This is a genomic window from Enterobacter sp. CFEC122 (assembly GCF_052983755.1).
In genome coordinates this window covers 12,526-33,043 of the sequence record NZ_JBRIQR010000001.1, presented here as the reverse complement: position 1 = coordinate 33,043, position 20,518 = coordinate 12,526, and the positions used below count along the sequence as shown (strand labels likewise).

19 protein-coding genes and 5 tRNA genes are annotated in these 20,518 nt (G+C 54.0%); 3 read left to right on the top strand and 21 right to left on the bottom strand.

The annotated features are described in order from the left end of the window. Positions 1 to 105 precede the first annotated feature (105 nt). Positions 106 to 858, top strand: coding sequence for a 2,3-diphosphoglycerate-dependent phosphoglycerate mutase (gene gpmA / locus ACVCAM_RS00170; protein WP_008501111.1), 753 nt, complete (start codon positions 106 to 108; stop codon positions 856 to 858). 61 nt (positions 859 to 919) lie between these two features. On the opposite strand, the gene aroG is transcribed toward gpmA, so the two are convergent. Beyond that, complete coding sequence (gene aroG, locus ACVCAM_RS00165) at positions 920 to 1,972, bottom strand: 3-deoxy-7-phosphoheptulonate synthase AroG (protein ID WP_008501110.1); 1,053 nt, start codon at positions 1,970 to 1,972, stop codon at positions 920 to 922. Positions 1,973 to 2,276: 304 nt separating this feature from the next. Between aroG and ACVCAM_RS00160 the strand changes: the two genes are divergently transcribed. Together ACVCAM_RS00160 and zitB are read left to right on the top strand one after the other, a co-directional pair. Continuing rightward, on the top strand, positions 2,277 to 2,654 hold the full coding sequence (locus ACVCAM_RS00160) for a YbgS-like family protein (RefSeq protein WP_008501109.1): 378 nt from the start codon (positions 2,277 to 2,279) through the stop codon (positions 2,652 to 2,654). Positions 2,655 to 2,760: 106 nt separating this feature from the next. Further along, positions 2,761 to 3,693, top strand: coding sequence for a CDF family zinc transporter ZitB (gene zitB, locus ACVCAM_RS00155; RefSeq protein ID WP_008501107.1), 933 nt, complete (start codon positions 2,761 to 2,763; stop codon positions 3,691 to 3,693). Here the strand turns inward: zitB and pnuC are convergent. The 20 genes from pnuC to mngA form a co-directional block, all read right to left on the bottom strand. After that, a complete protein-coding gene (gene pnuC / locus ACVCAM_RS00150; RefSeq protein WP_023293003.1) occupies positions 3,690 to 4,409 on the bottom strand; it encodes a nicotinamide riboside transporter PnuC in 720 nt (239 codons plus the stop codon). The two genes, zitB and pnuC, sit on opposite strands and share 4 nt — an antisense overlap. A gap of 22 nt (positions 4,410 to 4,431) precedes the next feature. Then, on the bottom strand, positions 4,432 to 5,475 hold the full coding sequence (gene nadA, locus ACVCAM_RS00145) for a quinolinate synthase NadA (RefSeq protein WP_008501105.1): 1,044 nt from the start codon (positions 5,473 to 5,475) through the stop codon (positions 4,432 to 4,434). Between the two features lie 191 nt (positions 5,476 to 5,666). Next, a tRNA-Lys gene (locus tag ACVCAM_RS00140) sits at positions 5,667 to 5,742 on the bottom strand. A gap of 24 nt (positions 5,743 to 5,766) precedes the next feature. Continuing rightward, positions 5,767 to 5,842: transfer RNA gene (locus ACVCAM_RS00135), tRNA-Lys, on the bottom strand. Between the two features lie 46 nt (positions 5,843 to 5,888). Next, a tRNA-Lys gene (locus ACVCAM_RS00130) sits at positions 5,889 to 5,964 on the bottom strand. A gap of 3 nt (positions 5,965 to 5,967) precedes the next feature. After that, positions 5,968 to 6,043: transfer RNA gene (locus ACVCAM_RS00125), tRNA-Val, on the bottom strand. 27 nt (positions 6,044 to 6,070) lie between these two features. Continuing rightward, positions 6,071 to 6,146, bottom strand: a tRNA-Lys gene (locus tag ACVCAM_RS00120). Between the two features lie 161 nt (positions 6,147 to 6,307). Then, complete coding sequence (gene cpoB, locus ACVCAM_RS00115) at positions 6,308 to 7,105, bottom strand: cell division protein CpoB (RefSeq protein ID WP_021241013.1); 798 nt, start codon at positions 7,103 to 7,105, stop codon at positions 6,308 to 6,310. Positions 7,106 to 7,114: 9 nt separating this feature from the next. Then, the gene (pal, locus tag ACVCAM_RS00110; RefSeq protein ID WP_003858578.1) at positions 7,115 to 7,636 is read right to left on the bottom strand and encodes a peptidoglycan-associated lipoprotein Pal; all 522 of its coding nucleotides are present in this window, start codon (positions 7,634 to 7,636) and stop codon (positions 7,115 to 7,117) included. A 35-nt stretch (positions 7,637 to 7,671) separates the two neighbouring features. Then, a complete protein-coding gene (gene tolB, locus ACVCAM_RS00105) occupies positions 7,672 to 8,964 on the bottom strand; it encodes a Tol-Pal system beta propeller repeat protein TolB (protein ID WP_447093494.1) in 1,293 nt (430 codons plus the stop codon). 134 nt (positions 8,965 to 9,098) lie between these two features. Then, positions 9,099 to 10,367 carry a cell envelope integrity protein TolA gene (gene tolA / locus ACVCAM_RS00100; protein WP_126349078.1) on the bottom strand — a complete coding sequence of 423 codons (1,269 nt, stop codon included), beginning with the start codon at positions 10,365 to 10,367 and terminating at the stop codon, positions 9,099 to 9,101. Positions 10,368 to 10,395: 28 nt separating this feature from the next. Further along, positions 10,396 to 10,824: a colicin uptake protein TolR gene (gene tolR / locus ACVCAM_RS00095; protein ID WP_003858589.1), complete on the bottom strand. Its 429-nt coding sequence runs from the start codon at positions 10,822 to 10,824 to the stop codon at positions 10,396 to 10,398. 3 nt (positions 10,825 to 10,827) lie between these two features. Further along, on the bottom strand, positions 10,828 to 11,520 hold the full coding sequence (tolQ, locus tag ACVCAM_RS00090; RefSeq protein ID WP_008501101.1) for a Tol-Pal system protein TolQ: 693 nt from the start codon (positions 11,518 to 11,520) through the stop codon (positions 10,828 to 10,830). Continuing rightward, positions 11,517 to 11,921 carry a tol-pal system-associated acyl-CoA thioesterase gene (gene ybgC / locus ACVCAM_RS00085; protein ID WP_126349077.1) on the bottom strand — a complete coding sequence of 135 codons (405 nt, stop codon included), beginning with the start codon at positions 11,919 to 11,921 and terminating at the stop codon, positions 11,517 to 11,519. The genes tolQ and ybgC overlap by 4 nt, the downstream gene beginning before the upstream one ends. Positions 11,922 to 12,069: 148 nt before the next feature. Beyond that, positions 12,070 to 12,360, bottom strand: a complete 291-nt coding sequence (ybgE, locus tag ACVCAM_RS00080) for a cyd operon protein YbgE (protein WP_008501100.1) — start codon at positions 12,358 to 12,360, stop codon at positions 12,070 to 12,072. Continuing rightward, positions 12,360 to 12,473, bottom strand: coding sequence for a cytochrome bd-I oxidase subunit CydX (gene cydX, locus ACVCAM_RS00075; RefSeq protein ID WP_003858598.1), 114 nt, complete (start codon positions 12,471 to 12,473; stop codon positions 12,360 to 12,362). Before cydX ends, ybgE begins: the two co-directional genes overlap by 1 nt. 14 nt (positions 12,474 to 12,487) lie before the next feature. Continuing rightward, positions 12,488 to 13,627: a cytochrome d ubiquinol oxidase subunit II gene (gene cydB / locus ACVCAM_RS00070; RefSeq protein WP_023293006.1), complete on the bottom strand. Its 1,140-nt coding sequence runs from the start codon at positions 13,625 to 13,627 to the stop codon at positions 12,488 to 12,490. Positions 13,628 to 13,642: 15 nt separating this feature from the next. Next, the gene (gene cydA / locus ACVCAM_RS00065; RefSeq protein WP_008501098.1) at positions 13,643 to 15,211 is read right to left on the bottom strand and encodes a cytochrome ubiquinol oxidase subunit I; all 1,569 of its coding nucleotides are present in this window, start codon (positions 15,209 to 15,211) and stop codon (positions 13,643 to 13,645) included. A gap of 680 nt (positions 15,212 to 15,891) precedes the next feature. Next, the gene (mngB, locus tag ACVCAM_RS00060) at positions 15,892 to 18,522 is read right to left on the bottom strand and encodes a mannosylglycerate hydrolase (protein WP_407223178.1); all 2,631 of its coding nucleotides are present in this window, start codon (positions 18,520 to 18,522) and stop codon (positions 15,892 to 15,894) included. A gap of 23 nt (positions 18,523 to 18,545) precedes the next feature. Then, complete coding sequence (gene mngA / locus ACVCAM_RS00055) at positions 18,546 to 20,462, bottom strand: PTS 2-O-a-mannosyl-D-glycerate transporter subunit IIABC (protein WP_407223177.1); 1,917 nt, start codon at positions 20,460 to 20,462, stop codon at positions 18,546 to 18,548. Positions 20,463 to 20,518: the final 56 nt, after the last annotated feature.

Genomic DNA, 20,518 nt, shown 5'->3' with positions numbered 1-20,518 from the left:
TCAGAGACTATTTTCGCTATGGTTAGGGTTAAGCGTTGCTGCTGGCACGGCCACGGCAATATAATGAGAATTGTTATCATTCTAAAAATGCTTGAGGAGTAAGAGATGGCTATTACTAAGCTGGTTCTGGTGCGTCACGGCGAAAGCCAGTGGAACAACGAAAACCGCTTTACCGGTTGGTACGACGTTGACCTGTCCGAGAAAGGCGTAAGCGAAGCAAAAGCAGCAGGTAAACTGCTGAAGGAAGAAGGCTTCAGCTTTGATTTTGCTTACACCTCTGTGCTGAAACGTGCCATCCATACCCTGTGGAACGTGCTGGACGAACTGGACCAGGCCTGGCTGCCGGTTGAGAAATCCTGGAAACTGAACGAGCGTCACTACGGTGCGCTGCAGGGCCTGAACAAAGCGGAAACCGCTGAGAAATACGGTGACGAGCAGGTTAAACAGTGGCGTCGCGGCTTCGCGGTCACCCCACCAGAGCTGACCAAAGATGACGAGCGCTACCCGGGCCACGACCCGCGTTACGCGAAACTGACCGACGCTGAGCTGCCAACCACCGAGAGCCTGGCGCTGACCATCGACCGCGTTGTGCCTTACTGGAACGAAACCATTCTGCCACGTCTGAAAAGCGGCGAGCGCGTGATTATCGCCGCTCACGGTAACTCCCTGCGTGCGCTGGTGAAATACCTGGACAACATGGGTGAAGACGAAATTCTCGAACTGAACATCCCAACTGGCGTACCGCTGGTGTATGAGTTCGACGAAAACTTCAAGCCAATCAAACACTACTACCTGGGTAACGCGGACGAAATCGCAGCGAAAGCGGCGGCCGTTGCGAACCAGGGTAAAGCGAAGTAATTTTCGCTGACCATAAAAAAAGCGCGGAACCGTCCGCGCTTTTTTATTTGAGCCGTCAGAATTAACCGCGACGCGCTTTCACCGCATTCGCCAGCTGGCGCAGGATGGCGTCGGTGTCATCCCAGCCGATGCAGGCATCGGTCACGCTCTTGCCGTACACCAGCGGCTCGCTGCCTTCCAGGTTCTGGTTACCTTCAACCAGATGGCTTTCGATCATCACCCCAATTACCGCCTTCTCACCGCCGGCAATCTGCTGACAGACGTCTGCGCCCACTTCCATCTGCTTTTTAAACTGCTTGCTGGAGTTGGCGTGGCTGAAATCGATCATCACCTGCGGTGGCAGCCCGGCTTTTTCCAGCCCGACTTTGACTTCGGCCACATGCTTTGCGCTGTAGTTCGGCTCTTTGCCGCCGCGCAGAATGATATGGCAGTCACCGTTACCGCTGGTGTTAACGATGGCGGAGTGGCCCCATTTGGTCACGGACAGGAAGCAGTGCGGTGCGCCCGCTGCGTTGATGGCGTCGATAGCCACCTTAATGGTGCCGTCAGTGCCGTTTTTGAAGCCAACCGGACAAGAGAGACCGGACGCCAGCTCGCGGTGAACCTGAGATTCAGTAGTGCGGGCACCAATTGCCCCCCAGCTCATCAGGTCTGCCAGATACTGGGGCGTAATCATATCCAGGAACTCACCGGCCGCAGGCAGCCCGCTGTCGTTAATCTCCAGCAGCAGCTTGCGCGCAATGCGCAGGCCGTCGTTGATCTGGAAGCTGTTATCCATGTGCGGATCGTTAATCAGCCCTTTCCAGCCAACGGTGGTGCGCGGTTTTTCAAAATAGACGCGCATCACGATTTCCAGCTCATCCTTCAGCTCTTCACGCAGGGTGAGCAGACGGGCTGCGTATTCTTTCGCGGCAGCAGGATCGTGGATAGAGCATGGGCCAATCACCACCAGAAGACGATCGTCATTACCTTTCAGGATCTTATGGATCGCTTTACGAGCATGAGAAACCGTGTTTGCGGCATTTTCAGTGGCGGGGAATTTCTCAAGGAGTGCTACAGGAGGTAATAACTCATTGATCTCTTTAATACGTAAATCGTCGTTCTGATAATTCATCTTCGTTCCAGCTCTGCCATATCTTTAGTAATGAAAGCAATCCTTTCAATCTATCTTGTCGCTCAGGAAGTGTAAACACGGTTTTACACTTCACGCAGATAATTCCTGGAATTCGCCTAAAAATCGCCACAAAATAGCGAAAAACGAGATCTAACCTAAGCTTTTTAACTGTAACAACCATTTTTACACGCTTAAACGCGATTCCCGACTGACGTAAGTCCGTATGGCGGAATCTTTCGCCTCTGAAAAAGATGCACTGTTGGAAAAAGTTATCCAGCGTAACGACAAGAACAGGAGCACCATGATGAAAATGACAAAACTGGCAACCCTCTTCCTGACCGCCACCCTCACCCTGGCCAGCGGTAGCGTTCTTGCGGCCGAAACGGGCTCATCGGGTAACGGTGATGCAAACGCGGCTGCGTCAGCAGGCCAGGTCGCCCCTGATGCCAAACAGAACGTCGCCCCGAACAATGTCGATAATAGTCAGATCAATAATGGAAACACCAACACCGGCGGCACCATGCTGCACCCCAACGGTACCGACTCCGGCACCATGAATCATGACAGCATGAGCAAAGATGAAGTTCATAAGAACTCCATGTGTAAAGATGGCAAATGTCCCGACCCGAATGACAAAGTGGGGGATGATGCCAATACCAAAACAGATGGTACGACTCAGTAACCGGCTGTGAAATTAATGATAAAAGGAGAGCTAAGGCTCTCCTTTCTTTTTGAGTAACCTATTAAAAACGCTACACTAAAAACGATAACGAATCAGGAAAGATAACATGGCACACACACATTCCCACGCCGCTGGCGACGACAACGCTAAACGATTGCTGCTGGCCTTTGGCGTCACCGCAACCTTCATGATTATTGAGGTCATCGGCGGTCTGGTCTCCGGCTCTCTGGCGCTACTGGCTGACGCCGGGCATATGCTTACCGATGCAGCGGCGCTACTTTTCGCCCTTCTGGCCGTACAGTTTGCCCGTCGTCCCCCCAATACACGCCATACCTTCGGCTGGCTGAGGCTGACGACCCTTGCCGCCTTTGTTAACGCGATTGCCCTGGTGGTCATTACCATTCTTATCGTCTGGGAGGCCATTCAGCGCTTCAGACATCCTCAGCCGATTGCCGGGGCGACAATGATGGTGATTGCCGTGGCAGGGCTGGTGGCGAATATCCTGGCCTTCTGGATTTTGCACCGCGGCAGCGAGGAAAAGAACCTCAACGTGCGCGCGGCGGCTCTGCATGTGCTGGGGGACTTGCTCGGCTCAGTCGGGGCGATTGTCGCCGCGCTGGTGATCCTCTATACCGGCTGGACGCCTGTCGATCCGATTCTGTCCGTGCTGGTGTCGTGTCTGGTCTTGCGCAGCGCCTGGCGGCTGCTGAAGGAGAGCGTGAATGAACTGCTTGAAGGGGCTCCGGCATCCATGGACATCGACGAGCTGAAGCGCAACCTGCGCCGTACTGTTCCGGAAGTCCGTAATGTCCACCACGTGCACGTCTGGCTGGTGGGGGAGAAACCGGTCATGACGCTCCATGTCCAGGTGATCCCACCTCACGACCACGATGCGCTGCTCGATCGCATCCAGCACTTCCTGGAACATCACTACGACATTAGCCATGCCACCGTTCAGATGGAGTATCAGCCCTGTAGCGGACCGGACTGCCACCTTAACGAGGCGCAGTCCGGTCATTCACATCATCATGACCACTAGCTGGAAAGCGCGCGAGAGCCTCGCTCACGCGCGCTGTTAATCCACATCCGGCTACCGTTCAGCGCGATGAAGGTCAGCAACAGATATTCCAGCGACATGGCATAGACGCCCTGCAGGGCGAAGATCGCCACGCTGATAACGTTGATGATGACCCACAGCAGCCAGTTCTCAACGTATTTACGGGTCATCAGAATCATCGCCGCAATCGACAGCACCATCATGCAGGAATCCCAGAACGGGAAAGCATCCGGCTGGAGTTCTGGCATCGTCACGTTCAGGCCGATGCCGGACATGACCGAAACGGCAATGCGGGTCAGGAACGCAAATACCGGATTGATGAAGACGGTCATTAAGCCAATGGCCACCACGCAGGCGACAAACCAGGCGATGGCTTTCGGCAAGGGCAGCCAGCGAATCTGCAGCTCTGCCTCCTGCTGGCTGTTCTGACGCGACCACGCATACCAGCCGTAAATATTGGCGGCGAAGAAGAACAGCTGCAAAAGCAGGCTGGCGTACAGCTGGATCTGGAAGAAGATAATCGCAAACAGCGTGACGTTAATCAGCCCGAACGCATAATTGCTGATCTTCTCAAGGCTTGCCAGCCAGATACACAATAATCCCGCCAGCGTACCAACGGCCTCAATCCATGACAGGTCATAGCCACCTGCACCAATCGGTATATGAACCAGAATGTTCTGTGTGCTAAAAAAATCCATCTTTTCCCCGGGGCGTAGTGAATTAAGTACGTAGTGTAGCCGCAAAATCCAGCATGCGGTTAAGCGGAATTAACGCGCCTTCACGCAGGGCTGCATCCACGTGGATTTCATGCGCCGCACCACCGGTTTCTAACCCTTCGGCAATCGCTTTCAGGCCGTTCATCGCCATCCACGGGCAATGCGCACAGCTGCGGCACGTTGCCCCCTCGCCTGCGGTAGGCGCTTCGAGAAGCTCTTTCTCCGGCACGGCCTGCTGCATCTTATAGAAGATACCGCGATCGGTCGCCACGATAAGCTGCTTGTGAGGTAAAGTCCTGGCCGCGTTAATAAGCTGGCTGGTTGAACCCACCGCATCCGCCATGTCAACAATCGACTGCGGAGATTCAGGGTGCACAAGAATGGCGGCGTCAGGATAAAGCGCCTTCATGCGCGCCAGCGCCTGCGTCTTGAACTCGTCATGAACGATACAGGCGCCCTGCCAGCAAAGAACGTCAGCCCCCGTCTGCTTCTGAACATAATTGCCGAGATGACGATCAGGCGCCCAGATAATTTTCTCCCCCAGACTATCCAGATGTTCAATCAGCTCAACGGCGATGCTTGACGTGACCACCCAGTCTGCCCGCGCTTTCACTGCTGCCGAGGTGTTCGCGTAAACCACCACGGTCCGGTCAGGGTGGGCATCACAGAAGGCCGTGAATTCGTCAATCGGACAGCCGAGATCCAGGGAACACTCCGCGTTAAGCGTGGGCATCAGAATGGTTTTTTCCGGGCTCAGGATCTTTGCCGTTTCGCCCATAAAACGCACGCCGGCCACCAGCAGCGTGGAAGCGGGATGTCGTGCACCGAAGCGCGCCATCTCCAGTGAGTCAGAAATGCAGCCCCCGGTCTCTTCCGCCAGCTGCTGAATTTCCGGGTCGGTGTAGTAATGGGCCACCATCACCGCGTCGCGCTCTTTAAGAAGACGTTTAATCTTCTCGCGGTAGAACTGCTTTTCGTCCTGGCTCAGCGGGACAGGCTTAGGCGGAAACGGATAGATTGCGGCTTCAGGATCAAACATCACACTCATTATGGCTTCTCGTTTTACGGGCTTAACAATATTGCCTTTCATTTGCCTGACATAGCAAAACGCGTGGCAATTGTGTTTTGTATACTAAACAAGATAGCGAATCTGGCGTGAAAAGTCACCGGGAATAGATGGGCGGAGCATTTGTTGTACCGCAGATAGCAAAAAGGCGCCTTTAGGGCGCCTTTCTACACTGGTGGGTCGTGCAGGATTCGAACCTGCGACCAATTGATTAAAAGTCAACTGCTCTACCAACTGAGCTAACGACCCCTTGCGGGATTTTTTTCTTCGAAGTGGTGGGTCGTGCAGGATTCGAACCTGCGACCAATTGATTAAAAGTCAACTGCTCTACCAACTGAGCTAACGACCCATTCGGGTGCTGACTTCGAAGATTTTTACTCGGTACCACTTTAAAGTGGTGGGTCGTGCAGGATTCGAACCTGCGACCAATTGATTAAAAGTCAACTGCTCTACCAACTGAGCTAACGACCCGAGTGGTGGGTGATGACGGGCTCGAACCGCCGACCCCCTCCGTGTAAAGGAGATGCTCTACCAACTGAGCTAATCACCCACTCTGTACTGCCGGAACTGCGTTAAGTGGTGGGTCGTGCAGGATTCGAACCTGCGACCAATTGATTAAAAGTCAACTGCTCTACCAACTGAGCTAACGACCCACTTTTATGCTGCTTTCACGTTGTTTGATATCCCGTGGCAACGGCGGCATATATTACTGATTTAAGAATTCTGCGCAACAAAAATTTCGATGAAGATCACTTAACTGCTTAGTAATCATGCTGCACGACCAGAAATAACGCGATTTCTGGTCATGCGATAATCATCCCATCGAATTCAGACGTTTTTGCGCCTGCTTAGCACCTTCGGTACCCGGGAATTTTGCGACCACCTGCTGATAAACCGCTTTGGCTTTCGCCGTGTCGCCTTTGTCCTGCATGATCACGCCAACCTTATACATCGCATCTGGCGCTTTCGGCGATTTTGGGTAATTTTTCACCACTGAGGCAAAATAAAACGCCGCATCGTCCTTTTTACCCTTGTTGTAATTCAACTGACCGAGCCAGTAATTGGCATTTGGCTGATAAGTGGAATCAGGGTATTTCTTAACAAAGCTCTGAAACGCAGCAATCGCGTCATCCTGACGAGATTGATCCTGCACCAGGGCAATGGCCGCATTGTAATCCGTATTCGCGTCACCGCTCTGTACAGGCGCGCCTGTTGAGGCAGACGTATCAGCAGATGGCGCTGGCGTAGACGTCGCCGCACCGCTCTGATCGCCTGCGGCTGGCTGCGCTGCTGCACCACCACCGCTGCTCAGGCTATCTATCTGCAACAAGATTTGCTTCTGACGTTCCACAACCTGATTAAGCTGATACTGGCTTTCCTGAATCTGGCCGCGGAGAGAGTCAATATCATTCTGGTTATCGGAAAGTTGTTGCTGGAGTTGGGTTAAAAGCTGGCTGTGAGCGTTAGAAATACGCTCGAGTTGAGTGACCCGGTCTTCTACCGAGCCTGAGCCGACACTACTGATTGGTGCCTGAGCAAAAGCGGCCCAGGGGGCCGCTATTCCAACCAGTAACGACAGACTCAACAGATGATGTCTGAAGTTACTGCTCATGCAATTCTCTTAGTAAACCAGTACGGCACGACGGTTTTTGGAGTAAGCCGCTTCGTCGTGACCCAGTACTGCAGGTTTTTCTTTACCGTAAGAAACGATGGAGATCTGGTCAGCAGAAACGCCTTTACCCTGCAGGTACATTTTAACAGCGTTAGCACGACGTTCACCCAGGGAGATGTTGTACTCTGGGGTACCACGTTCGTCCGCGTGACCTTCTACGGTGACTTTGTAAGATGGGTTGCTACGCAGGAAGTTAGCGTGCGCATCCAGCATCGCAGCGAAGTCAGAACGGATGTCGTATTTATCCAGATCGAAGTAAACGATGTTGTTCTGCTGCAGCTGCTGCATCTGAAGACGCGCCTGCTCTTCAGAAGACATGTTGCCATTGCCGTTCGCGTCCATACCGGTGCCGGCACCCATCATGCCTTCGCCGCTCTGGTCATTGCTGGCGTTCTTGTTAGAAGAACACGCTGCGATTGCCATTACAGGCAGAGCGATCATCAGCCCCTTCAGCACTTTGTTCAGTTGCATTTCTATGATTCCTTTAGTAATCAATTAATTATTATTTACAGATACGGCGACCAGGCAGGTGATTTTACCTGTCCATCAGTTGCCGGAATACGCGCTTTGAAACGCCCATCTGTAGAAACCAGATTCAGCACAGATCCCATCCCCTGAGAAGAGCTGTAGATTACCATAGTGCCGTTAGGTGCCAGACTTGGCGTTTCATCCAGGAACGTTGACGACAGAACTTGCACGCCACCCGCTACCAGATCTTGTTTGGCAATGTGCTGCTGCCCGCCGTTGGAGCTGACCATTACCATAAATTTACCGTCGCTGCTCACGTCTGAGTTCTGGTTCTGAGAACCTTCCCAGGTAATACGCTGCGGAGCACCGCCGTTGATGTTGACTTTATAAATTTGTGGACGGCCGGCCTGGTCAGAGGTAAACGCCAGGTTTTGACTGTCCGGGAACCATGAAGGTTCGGTGTTGTTGCTGCGACCGTCGGTCACCTGACGGATCTGGCCAGAGCCAATGTCCATCACGTACAGGTTCAGGCTACCGGTTTTTGACAGCGCAAACGCCAGTTTAGAGCCGTCTGGAGAGAACGAAGGCGCACCGTTGTGACGTGGGAAAGACGCCACCTGACGAACCGCACCGTTTGCCAGCGTCTGGATAACCAGCGCAGAACGGCCGCTTTCGAAGGTCACATACGCCAGCTTAGAACCGTCCGGAGACCAGGCTGGAGACATCAGTGGCTGCGAGGAGCGTTTCACCAGGAACTGGTTGTAGCCATCGTAATCAGATACGCGCAGCTCATACGGGAATTGACCACCGTTGGTCTGCACCACGTACGCGATACGGGTACGGAACGCACCTTTAATGCCGGTCAGTTTTTCAAATACCGCATCGCTGGCAGCGTGTGCCGCGTAGCGCAGATACTGCTTACTGACCTTGTAAGAGTTCTGGGCCAGAACGGTACCTGGTGCACCGCCGGTATCCACCAGCTGCCAGGCCACGTTGTAAGAACCGTCTGGATTAGGGGTAACCTGACCCACAACCACGGCATCAATACCCAGTGCAGACCATGCTGCAGGCTGAACTTCCTGCGCGCTACCCGGCTGCTGTGGCAGGCGAGAACGATCTAACGGGTTGAATTTACCGCTGTTACGCAGGTCAGCCGCCACGATGCCACCGGCATCTTCAGGTGCAGCGCCAGGACCGGCCCACTGGAACGGAACAACACCGATTGGGCGTGCCGAGTCCACCCCCTGGGTGATCTCGATACGTACTTCTGCGTGCAGTACTGCTGCCCACAGCATTAAAAAACTAAATGCTACACGTAATGCCTGCTTCATCATATCTCCCTTATCCGGGTAACCTTACCCACGATAATTTAGCAGAATGTTAACAAACTCAAATAGACAAAACTACCCGAACCCTGTGACTAAACCTGGTCTATTTTTCCCCGTTTGCACGGGGAAAATGTAACTTAAGGTTTGAAGTCCAGCGGCGCATTTTTGAAGACTTCGTAGACTGCCTGCGAAGGCGGTTTAGGCATCTTCGCCTGACGCGCTGCAGCCAGGGCCGCAGTACATAGAGCCGGGTCGCCACCTTCAGACTTAATATCCAGAAGCATGCCATCCGGAGCCAGTTTTATACGCAACGTACACGTTTTACCGGTATAGGAAGACGCATCATAGAATCGGCTTTCAATAGCGGATTTAATCTGCGCGGCATAACCGTTGATTTCAGCCCCTGTCGCACCGTTACTCTTAGTGTTACCACTTCCCGCAGGAGCAGCATTACTTCCTTTCGCCCCACCGCCCGTTTTCGGCGCATTCTTACCGGAGCTCAAATCGCCCAGCAGATCGTCAACCCCTGCGGCAGCAGCGGCTTTTTCAGCGGCGGCAGCCTTTTTAGCAGCCGCTTTTTCAGCTGCTGCTTTCTTATCGGCAGCGGCCTTCTCAGCTGCAGCTTTTTTGTCAGCAGCGGCTTTTTCGGCGGCTGCCGCTTTTTCTGCCGCGGCTTTTTCTGCTGCTGCTTTCTCTGCAGCAGCCGCTTTCTTCGCGGCCTCGGCAGCAGCTTTCTTCTCTGCTTCCTGAGCGGCCTTCTTCGCGGCTTCCGCTTCTGCTTTCTTCTGAGCATCAGCTGCGGCTTTCTTCGCGGCTTCGGCTTCCGCTTTCTTCTGAGCATCAGCGGCCGCTTTCTTCGCCGCTTCGGCTTCCGCTTTCTTCTGGGCGTCGGCAGCCGCTTTCTTCGCCGCTTCTGCCGCTAATTTCGCCTGGGCATCAGCCTGTGCTTTCGCGTCCGCTGCGGCTTTTGCTGCCGCCTCTTCCGCCTGCTTTTGCTGTTCCTGTGCTTTTTTCGCGGCCTCTTCGGCTTGTTTCTGCTGCTCTGCCTGCGCTTTCGCGGCTTCCTGCGCCTGCAAACGTTCTTTTTCAAGCTGCTTCAGACGTTCCTGCTCGGCAGCCTGCTTTTCACGCAGTTCTTCCGCTTGCTGTTGCGCCTGTTTTTCACGCTGCTCTTCAGCCCGTTTTGCACTCGCCTTCTGCTGCTGTTGGCGATTATAGTTCTGTACTACCGCACCGGGATCCACCATGACGGCGTCAATGGAAGATCCTCCACCGCCGCCGGCTGATGCATCAATATGCTCGTCGAACGAACTCCAGATCAGCGCTGCAAAGAGAATAACGTGCAGCACTGCGGAGACGATTATCGCTCGCTTAAGCTTGTCGTTCTGTTCGGTTGCCTTTGACACTATCGGTTCCCAAAAACTACGCGGATGATCAAATAGGTTGGGTCATTAAGCCAACTGACTTAACACCCGCACTATGTAGCAAGTTCAGCGCTTTAATAATTTCATCGTAGGGTACGTCTTTCGCGCCACCGATTAAGAAGACCGTTTTCGGATTTGACTCCAGGCGACGCTGCGCTTCGGCAATAACCTGCTCAGGTGGCAGCTGATCCATACGATCTTTTTCTACCACGACGCTGTATTGCCCTACGCCGGAAACCTCAATGATAACCGGAGGATCGTCATTGGTGCTCACCGCCTGTGATTCTGTCGCATCCGGCAGATCCACTTCCACGCTCTGGGTAATGATTGGCGCTGTTGCCATGAAGATCAGCAGCAGTACCAACAGGACGTCCAGCAGCGGAACGATATTGATTTCGGACTTGAGCTCGCGACGACCTCGTCCACGCGATCTGGCCATGGTTTACCCCTTGTTGCTCTCGGTGCTGGTAAACGCCTGACGGTGCAGAATCGCAGTGAACTCTTCCATAAAGTTGTCGTAGTTCAGTTCCAGTTTGTTCACGCGCTGGTTCAGACGGTTGTAAGCCATAACCGCAGGAATTGCCGCAAACAGACCGATAGCGGTCGCAATCAGTGCTTCAGCGATACCCGGTGCAACCATCTGCAACGTGGCCTGCTTCACCGCGCCCAGCGCGATAAAGGCGTGCATGATCCCCCACACGGTACCAAACAGGCCGATATACGGGCTGATGGAACCGACAGTACCGAGGAACGGAATATGCGTTTCAAGGTTTTCCAGCTCGCGGTTCATCGAAATGCGCATCGCGCGCGAGGCACCTTCCACCACCGCTTCAGGCGCATGATTGTTTGCACGATGCAGACGGGCGAACTCTTTGAAGCCGCTATAGAAAATTTGCTCGGAGCCGGTCAGGTTTTCACGACGTCCCTGGCTCTCTTGGTACAGACGAGAAAGCTCAATGCCCGACCAGAACTTATCTTCAAACGCTTCAGCCTCACGGCCAGCGGCATTGAGGATACGCGTTCTCTGGATGATGATGGCCCAGGATGCGATTGAAAAACCAATCAAAATCAACATGATAAGTTTAACCAGAAGGCTTGCCTTCAGGAACAAATCAAGGATATTCATGTCAGTCACTGCTTAAACTCCGCGACAATAGACTTAGGAAGCGCACGAGGCTTCATTATGGTTGGATCAACACAAACAATCAGCACTTCAGCTGAGTTCAGTACGTTATTCTCTGCGTTGACTATCCGCTGCGTGAAAACCAGTGAGGTCCCGCGCATTGATGTAATTTCAGTTTGGACTTCGAGCATATCGTCGAGTCTGGCAGGCGCAAAATACTCAAGCGTCATCTTGCGTACCACGAAGGCAACTCGCTCAGCCAACAGCACCTGTTGACTAAAGTGATGATGGCGCAGCATCTCTGTGCGTGCCCGTTCATAAAAAGCAACGTAGCTGGCGTGGTAAACCACACCACCGGCATCGGTATCTTCGTAATAGACACGAACCGGCCATCGAAACAGCGTTGTATTCACTTTACATCCCAGTAATGCAACAAAAGTTAGAGCTTTTAAACTTCGCTACTATACGCGCGGGAAAGATGGTTTGGAATGGGGGAAAGTAAACGGAGAGTAAATTTTTATGGGCTCGGGTAAGCCCATAACGTTAACGGACATTTCTTATTCAGAAGAAGAAGAAAATCAAACCGGCGAGAAGCACCAGATCGGCGATTAGCGGGCAAAAAATTCCCTGCCAGTGAACGGCTTTCGGACGAAAGCCCACGCCGTGGATCACACCTGCGCACACCGCCCACATAATGAGGAAGCCGTGCCAGATTTCAAGCTCGCTGGTTTTCGCTGCAAAGCGCGAAGGGTCCCAGAAGATACAGCCTGCCAGCAGTAATGCCATCACTAAAGAAAGCGCCCGTAACGGGCGCTTATCCATTACCGCGTAAAGTTTCGCGATAATATTCATCAGTGTTTTTCTTCACCCGCTTTGGTCGCTTCTACGTGCTCAAGCGCCAGGGCAGTGATGACACCAAATGCACAGGCAAGAAGCGTCCCTAAAATCCATGCGAAATACCACATATTCAGCTCCTTACTTAGTACATAGAGTGGGTGTTGCTTTCGATATGTTCTTTCGTGATGCGGCCGAACATTTTCCAGTAACACCAGATGGTGTAGGCCAGAACAATCGGAACGAACACGCAAGCAACATACGTCATCAGGTTCAGCGTCATATGGCTGGACGTTGCATCCCACATGGTCAGACTAGCATTCAGCATGGTGCTGGATGGCATGACGAATGGGAACATCGCAATACCCGCCGTCAGGATGATGCATGCCAGAGTCAGTGAAGAGAACACGAACGCCAGCGCGCCTTTTTCCAGACGAGACGTCAACATGGTCAGCAGCGGCAGCAGCACGCCCAGCGCCGGGATCGCCCACAGCACAGGGGTATTGTTGAAGTTCACCAGCCATGCTCCCGCCTGACGCGCCACTTCTTTGGTCAGCGGGTTAGACGGTGCGGTGTGGTTAATCGCAGACGTCACCACGTAGCCATCAATGCCGTACACCACCCACACACCGGCCAGCGCGAAGCAGACCAGCGTAACCAGCGCAGCAACCTGAGCCGTCGCGCGGGAACGCAGATGCAGCTCGCCCACGGTACGCATCTGCAGGTAGGTTGCGCCCTGAGTGATGATCATCGCCACGCTGACGACACCGGCCAGCAGACCAAACGGATTCAGCAGCTGGAAGAAGTTACCGGTGTAGTAAAGACGCATGTACTCGTCCAGGTGGAACGGTACGCCCTGCAGCAGGTTACCGAACGCCACGCCGATCACCAGCGGTGGAACGAAGCTACCAATGAAGATGCCCCAGTCCCACATGTTGCGCCAGCGGGTATCTTCAATCTTCGAACGGTAGTCGAAACCGACCGGACGGAAGAATAAAGAGGCCAGCACCAGAATCATCGCCACATAGAAACCGGAGAACGCAGCCGCGTAGACCATCGGCCAGGCAGCGAACAGCGCGCCGCCTGCGGTGATCAGCCACACCTGGTTACCGTCCCAGTGCGGGGCGATGGAGTTGATCATGATTCGACGCTCGGTGTCATTACGACCGAGGAAACGGGTGAGCATCCCCACCCCCATGTCGAAACCATCCGTGACGGCGAAACCGATCAGCAGAACGCCAACCAGCAGCCACCAGATAAAACGCAATACTTCATAATCGATCATTTGATGACTCCTGTCTTAGCGTGCCGGCTGAGTAGTCGCAGTGGACTGCTCGTAGTGATAGCGACCGGTTTTCAGGCTGCTTGGGCCAAGGCGCGCGAACTTGAACATCAGGAACAGTTCAGCCACCAGGAACAGGGTGTACAGACCACAAATCAGCAGCATGGAGAAGATCAGGTCGCCTGCGGTCAGGGACGAGTTCGCTACCGCCGTTGGCAGCACCTCACCGATCGCCCATGGCTGACGGCCATATTCCGCCACAAACCAGCCGGACTCAATCGCGATCCACGGCAGTGGAATACCGTACAGCGCGGTGCGCAGCAGCCATTTTTTCTCGCCGATGCGGTTGCGAATCACGGACCAGAAGGACGCCGCAATGATCAGCAGCATGATGATGCCGCAGCCCACCATGATACGGAATGCGAAGTACAGTGGCGCAACGCGTGGAATTGAGTCTTTGGTTGCCATCTGGATCTGCGCTTCCGTCGCATCAGAAACGTTCGGGGTATAACGCTTCAGCAGCAGACCGTAACCCAGATCTTTCTTCACGTCGTTAAACTGATCGCGAACGGCCTGGTCGGTAGAACCGGCACGCAGCTGTTCCAGCAGCGAGTAGGCTTTCATACCGTTACGGATACGCTCTTCGTGCTGCACCATCAGCTCTTTCAGACCCGTCACCTGCTTATCAACAGAACGGGTGGCGATGATACCCAGCGCGTAAGGGATTTGAATAGCGAAGCGGTTTTCCTGCGCGTCCTGATCGGGAATACCGAACAGCGTAAAGGCAGCAGGTGCCGGCTGGGTTTCCCATTCGGCTTCGATAGCGGCCAGTTTGGTTTTCTGCACGTCGCCCATTTCGTAACCGGATTCATCACCCAGAACAATAACGGAGAGAATCGCAGCCATACCGAAGCTTGCAGCGATAGCAAAGGAGCGTTTAGCAAACGCGAAGTCACGACCGCGGAGCATGTAGTAAGAACTGATACCCAGTACAAACATCGCGCCGCACACATAGCCAGAAGCGACGGTGTGAACGAATTTAACCTGAGCAACCGGGTTCAGGACCAGCTCGGCAAAGCTGACCATCTCCATACGCATGGTTTCGAAGTTGAAATCAGACGCGATAGGGTTCTGCATCCAGCCGTTCGCGACCAGGATCCACAGCGCGGACAGGTTCGAACCTAATGCCACCAGCCAGGTCACCGCCATATGCTGGACTTTACCCAGACGGTCCCAACCGAAGAAGAACAGACCTACAAAGGTGGATTCAAGGAAGAATGCCATCAGACCTTCAATGGCCAGCGGCGCACCGAAGATATCCCCTACATAGTGGGAATAGTAAGACCAGTTAGTCCCGAACTGGAACTCCATGGTCAGACCGGTTGCCACGCCCAGTGCGAAGTTGATACCAAACAACTTGCCCCAGAACTTGGTCATATCTTTATAAATCTGTTTGCCGGAGAGAACGTATACCGTTTCCATGATGGCCAGCAGGAACGCCATACCGAGCGTCAGTGGCACAAACAGGAAGTGGTACATCGCGGTCAAGGCAAACTGTAAGCGCGACAGTTCGACTATATCTAACATCATGACTCCTTGCTCATCGCATGAAGACTCCGAGAGTGAACCCCGTTAGAAAGAGATCCACACGCATGCCCCAATACAAATTATTCGCATCCTTGTCGTCGTTATTACCCTGAAGGAGGATAAAAACGATGACGTGAGGTTACAAATACGTTAATAAAAAACTCAAATTGATACCGCAAATATAATACGCTGCAAAACCCTTACAATAAACAGGTTTTTATTGAATCACATTTACGTTTTTCGACGGTGATCAATTTATAGCAAAATTACCACTTTTCGGCCATTTTGATCGGGAACAATTTAGCGCTTTTCAGCACCTTTTTCCAAGGATTAAACTTTGATTTAAATCAAAAACAAACCTTGATGTTAACTATGTTTAATCGTGGTGAGAATGGTAAAAACCATGTTAATGATATGTGCATGTAAAGATGTGATTGGTTATCGAAGACGAAAAAAAATATAAACAGAAGTGATTTTAATTAACGCGAAACAAAAGCCTCATTTCGATGCGCGGCAAACAATAAAGCATAGTCGGGCCGGGTTATTTTTCCACGGCATTTATGCAACCCTTCGCAATTACATTTATTTTACTTTTGTCACCCCATAACTTAACACTGCGGCGTGACTATTTAATGAAAAAGGCCGCAAACAGTGCAGCCTTTTAATGATATCAGCGATTCTCAGGCAAGAAGAAGGCTAAAGGTTCGCGACTGTCCCGGTCTGAACGCCCCGACAATCCCTTCGTCTTCACCGTGGTCCATCAGCCGTTCATTCATGTCCGTTTCGCAGCACCGCTTCACCGCCGGATTGACGGATAGCGTCGCGTCACATGCACTGGACTGTGAAGGGTTGAACAGACGAAGAATGAGCTCATCACGATCTTCCGCTTTTTTGATCGCACTGAGTACGCATCCCGTTGGCGAAAGCGCTAACAGGCTGTAACTTTCCGGCATGGTCAACGACGCGCGATTCAGCTTCATTGCATCCCAGGGGATCTTGTTATAACACTGCACCGGCGTTAACCACGATTGAGCCTGCTGCGCGACACCCGCGTTTTCCTGCGTGCCGCTGAAGCTGAAGAGGCTAAAGCGACAGCTTAGCGGACCACGCACCTGAGCGTCCGGGACCGGCATTTTGATACCGGATGGTCTGCCGGGGCGCAGGAGCAGATCTTCTTTGCCGAGTACCCCCACGCCGCGCAGCAAGGTCAGAGCAAATGCCTTTTGTTCATCACCCACGACTTCAAATTCACGCAGCCCCTCGGTAAATAGCGCAAGCCCGTTTCGTTTTTCCTGCAGGACGGCGTAGTTGAGTAAATTCCAGACGGGAACCGGCGCTTCTTTCCACCCCTCCTCCTGCCAGTTTTGCATCGCCGCGTCCTGCACCGGACGAGAGATCGTGCCAAACTGCGTATCCGCTAACACCTCCCGGGTCGCAAACGGCGTTGGGATGAGCACGCGAACGCGGTGGTCGTCGGCCTGATTATCCAGGCGCACCGCCACGTCAATGCGTCTGCTGTTGCGGCTTAGCGTAATTTCAAATTCAGCGTCGAGGTAGCCGTTTCGCTGGCGCGCCGCGCGTTCCGCCAGGTTCGCCGGAACGGCGATTCGATGGCGGATAACTGCCCTGCTCTGCCAGCCTTCATGCGTAACCTCAAATTCATGCTCGCCCTGCGCGGAAGTGAGTCTCCACTCTTCCCGCGAAGGCGAGTAGTCGTACTCATCGCCATCATCCGAGCTCTCTTCGATTTCCAGCACGCGGTCATAAATAAGCCCGGTTTCTTTGTCGCGCAGGCGCAGCGAACCGTCGTCATTTACGTCAATCTGCCAGAAGGCGTTTTCAAGTAAGGAGGCGGTATTTTCCCCGGGAGAGAGCACCTTCCCGGCCACGTTAGGTTCGATAAACAGCGTACGGTAGCCCATCGACGGCAATATCTGGCTGAGCTGAATATCAAACTCCATAAACGGTTCGTAATTGCCGTAGTGGACAATCTGTCGGTCAATGAGGCCCGGGTCGAGCTCGCGCGCGCTGCGGATGAAATACGGGATCTCGTTGCCTTTGTCATCCCGCAGACGGAACTGGCTGGCGCGCAGTCGAATCGTGGTGTTCATCACCTCCTCACGCGGCCAGGGCATCAGGTTGAACATCACCAGCTTATCGGCATCGCTTTGCGGCATGTTGTCGACAATCTTGCGCATATAGAAACGCGCCAGGTTATCTGCCATGTCCTCAGCCAGTTCAAAGCGGGAGACAATCTCGCGATGCACCTTGTCGCTGCAGCAGCAGCCGATGCTGTCGTGAGCGTGGTTTTTGAGGATCTCTTTCCACATCTTCTCCAGCAGGCCGTGGTGGTAGTCGAAGCCCAGCGTCCAGGCAAGCGTCGCCAGCGGCTCGAGGATGTTGACAATTTTGTTCTCAATACGCGCATGGGCGATTTTGATATCCATGCGCGTGGAGCCGATGGTCCGGTGCACGCGCATGTATTTCCCGTCGATAAACTCACCTTTTAAGGTCGCCAGATCGTCGCGGTGCGCGTCGATGCGATCAAAGACCTCCTCAAACCGGCTCATCACAAATTGACGCTGCGGATAGATTTCACGCAGCTTATCCATCACCGCGAAAATGTTCTGCTGCAGCGGCATCTGGTCGTGGCCGTTGGGCAGCAAAATCGCTTTAGTAACGGACGCCTTTTCCAGAACCTCGAAATAGCTGTCGAGCCGTTTTCGCAGCCCCGCTTCGTCCTCCGGTAAGTACTTACCAATCGCGTAGCCCAGCGGCAGCACCTGTGCCGTCACTTCACTGCCGTCCTGGCTCTGCCAGAGAAATTCGGTTTTATCGGTCCCGTGGCGTTCAGAACAGCCGCGCCAGAACATCGTGCGAGTAATGCCAAACCCGTTATAGATATGCGGAAGCTGGCCGGACATGCCAAACGAATCCGGCAGATAGCCGATCTTCATCGGTTCGCCGAAGGCCATACAATCCCGGATGCCGTACATCAGGTTGCGGACAATCGACTCGCCGCTCACAATGGTGGTATCGGTCTGGGTATACCAGGGGCCGATAATCAGCTTTCCACGCTCGACAAGCGCCTTCACGCGAGAGCGGTTTTCGGGCACAACGGCAAAATAATCCTCCAGAACAGCCGTCTGTCCATCGAGAACATAGTATTTGTACTCATCATCCTGCTCCAGCCGGGTCAGGATCTCTTCCATATTATTGACCAGAAGAATACGCGACTCTTCGGTGGTGAAGTACCACTCACGGTCCCAGTGCATATGCGGCGTGATATGAACGCGAGATACAGCTTTCATCTTCGTTTCCTGTTTGTGCGTTTTTACGATAAGGCGTCTTCAGTGGCGTAGCTGCCCTTTTTTACCGCCTGGCGTCGCCAGAGCAGCAGAACCAGGGTGGAGATAGCGGTACCCACCAGCGCCGCGCCAAACCAGCCCGCCGCAGCAACCACACCGCCCAACCCGGCATCGTGAAGTAAAAAAAGAGAGAAAATCCCGGCCCCCGGCGTAGACAACCCGATCCCCATCGCACCGACAGCCGCGCCTGTCACCATGGATCCGAGTACAAATGAGCCAATGACGCGAAGCGGATCTTCAATCGCCATCGGAATCGCCCCTTCGGTAATGCCCGCGAGGCCGAGCAGCCAGGTCGATTTACCGGTTTCAATTTCAAACGACTTAAACAGCTTCGGTGCCAGCATCGTTGACGCCGTGACGGTGAAAGCTGAGACCATTTTGACGGAAGCAAAGATCGCATAGGGACCGTATACCCCGTTCGCCATCGCCCCCAGGCAAAACGCGTAAGAGGCTTTGTTGACCGGGCCACCCAAATCGAATGAGCACATAAACCCGAGGATTGCCCCCAGAAGCAGCGCATTCGCGCCGGAGAGACCGTTAAGCCAGACGGTGAGCGTGTTATTGAGCCAGGCCACCGGTTCGCCAATCACAAACAGCATCAGGCTGCCCGCGCCCAGCACGCCAATCACCGGATAGAGATAAAAAGTCAGAAAGCCGTTGTAGCGGCTACTGAGCCGGATGTGGTTTTTCACCCAGCGCATCAGATAGCCCGCGATCAGCCCACCGACGATAGCGCCGAGAAAACCGGAGCCGATCATGTTGGCAGCCAGACCGGCCGCAAAGCCCGGCGTCAGCGCGGGTTTATCCGCCAGCGAGTAGGCGGTGTAGGCCGACAGGACAGGCACCATCAAAATGCCGAGCATGCCGCCGCCAAGCTTGCGGTACATCCACAGCCACGAGTTTTCCTGGTCAAACAGGTGCTGCAGGCCAAGGATCTGCGCCAGCAGTACCGACACGGCGAGCACCGTCCCGCCGGCGACGATCAGCGGCACCGCAAACGAGATGCCGCTGAGAAGCGCCTGCTTGAGTTCAGTTTTAACGCGCTTTTTCGTTTCGGTATCGACCTGCGCATGGCGCGCATCGGTAGAAGGCTTTAGCGCCAGCGCGCGCTCAATCAGCGCTTCAGCATGACGCAGGGGTTCCGCAACGGGAACGGAAATGGCGGGGATCCCCTGAAAGCGCTCGCTCTCTTTGATCGCCACTTCAGCGGCAAAAATACACGCTTTCGCCTCCAGTAACTGCTGGGCAGTAATGCGCCCTTCAATACCGTTCGCCCCCTGCTTTTCGACCACCACGTTGACGCCGAGCTTACGTCCCGCTTTTTCCAGATACTCTGCGGCCATATAGGTATGCGCGATCCCCGCCGGACAGGCGGTGACACAGACGACGGTTGGTGCATTCACCGGCGTATCAGCCTCGTCTTCCTTCGAGACACCGTTCAGCGCATCAAGCAGATCCTCTGCCGTCTCAGCAGCCATAACGCGTTCCCGGAGGGCATCATCGGCCAGGCGAGACGTCAGCGCCGTCAGCACCTGGATATGCGTGGATCCCGCTTCAGCTGGCGGGATGGCAAGCAGGACGATCAGCTCTACCTGTTCAGGGCCGTCCACCCCCTCCCACTCCAGCGGTTCGCGCAGCGTAGCAACCGCAAAAGCCGCTTCGTTCACCGCGCTCGATTTACCATGCGGGACAGCCAGCCCTTCACCCAGCGCGGTCGGCCCCTGAGATTCGCGGCGGTAGACCTCCGCCAGAAATGCATCGCCATCGGTAATTTTGCCCAGCGCCACCAGCCGCATTGTAAGCTGGCGAATGGCCTCATCACGGCTGGCATAGTGCGCCTGCACGCAGACAGCACTGGTGTGGGTCAGGGTCGTCAGGTTCATAAGATCCTCACACATACGTTGTTATTGTCTGGTGGCAATTGTGACAGGCCACACAA

What these genes read in the sequence shown, in the direction of transcription:
- gpmA (WP_008501111.1), top strand. Translation starts at nt 106, where the DNA reads ATGGCTATTACTAAGCTGGTTCTGGTGCGTCACGGCGAAAGCCAGTGG.
- aroG (WP_008501110.1), bottom strand. Translation starts at nt 1,972, where the DNA reads ATGAATTATCAGAACGACGATTTACGTATTAAAGAGATCAATGAGTTA.
- ACVCAM_RS00160 (WP_008501109.1), top strand. Translation starts at nt 2,277, where the DNA reads ATGAAAATGACAAAACTGGCAACCCTCTTCCTGACCGCCACCCTCACC.
- zitB (WP_008501107.1), top strand. Translation starts at nt 2,761, where the DNA reads ATGGCACACACACATTCCCACGCCGCTGGCGACGACAACGCTAAACGA.
- pnuC (WP_023293003.1), bottom strand. Translation starts at nt 4,409, where the DNA reads ATGGATTTTTTTAGCACACAGAACATTCTGGTTCATATACCGATTGGT.
- nadA (WP_008501105.1), bottom strand. Translation starts at nt 5,475, where the DNA reads ATGAGTGTGATGTTTGATCCTGAAGCCGCAATCTATCCGTTTCCGCCT.
- cpoB (WP_021241013.1), bottom strand. Translation starts at nt 7,105, where the DNA reads ATGAGCAGTAACTTCAGACATCATCTGTTGAGTCTGTCGTTACTGGTT.
- pal (WP_003858578.1), bottom strand. Translation starts at nt 7,636, where the DNA reads ATGCAACTGAACAAAGTGCTGAAGGGGCTGATGATCGCTCTGCCTGTA.
- tolB (WP_447093494.1), bottom strand. Translation starts at nt 8,964, where the DNA reads ATGAAGCAGGCATTACGTGTAGCATTTAGTTTTTTAATGCTGTGGGCA.
- tolR (WP_003858589.1), bottom strand. Translation starts at nt 10,824, where the DNA reads ATGGCCAGATCGCGTGGACGAGGTCGTCGCGAGCTCAAGTCCGAAATC.
- ybgE (WP_008501100.1), bottom strand. Translation starts at nt 12,360, where the DNA reads ATGAATATTATCGCGAAACTTTACGCGGTAATGGATAAGCGCCCGTTA.
- cydX (WP_003858598.1), bottom strand. Translation starts at nt 12,473, where the DNA reads ATGTGGTATTTCGCATGGATTTTAGGGACGCTTCTTGCCTGTGCATTT.
- cydB (WP_023293006.1), bottom strand. Translation starts at nt 13,627, where the DNA reads ATGATCGATTATGAAGTATTGCGTTTTATCTGGTGGCTGCTGGTTGGC.
- cydA (WP_008501098.1), bottom strand. Translation starts at nt 15,211, where the DNA reads ATGTTAGATATAGTCGAACTGTCGCGCTTACAGTTTGCCTTGACCGCG.
- mngB (WP_407223178.1), bottom strand. Translation starts at nt 18,522, where the DNA reads ATGAAAGCTGTATCTCGCGTTCATATCACGCCGCATATGCACTGGGAC.
- mngA (WP_407223177.1), bottom strand. Translation starts at nt 20,462, where the DNA reads ATGAACCTGACGACCCTGACCCACACCAGTGCTGTCTGCGTGCAGGCG.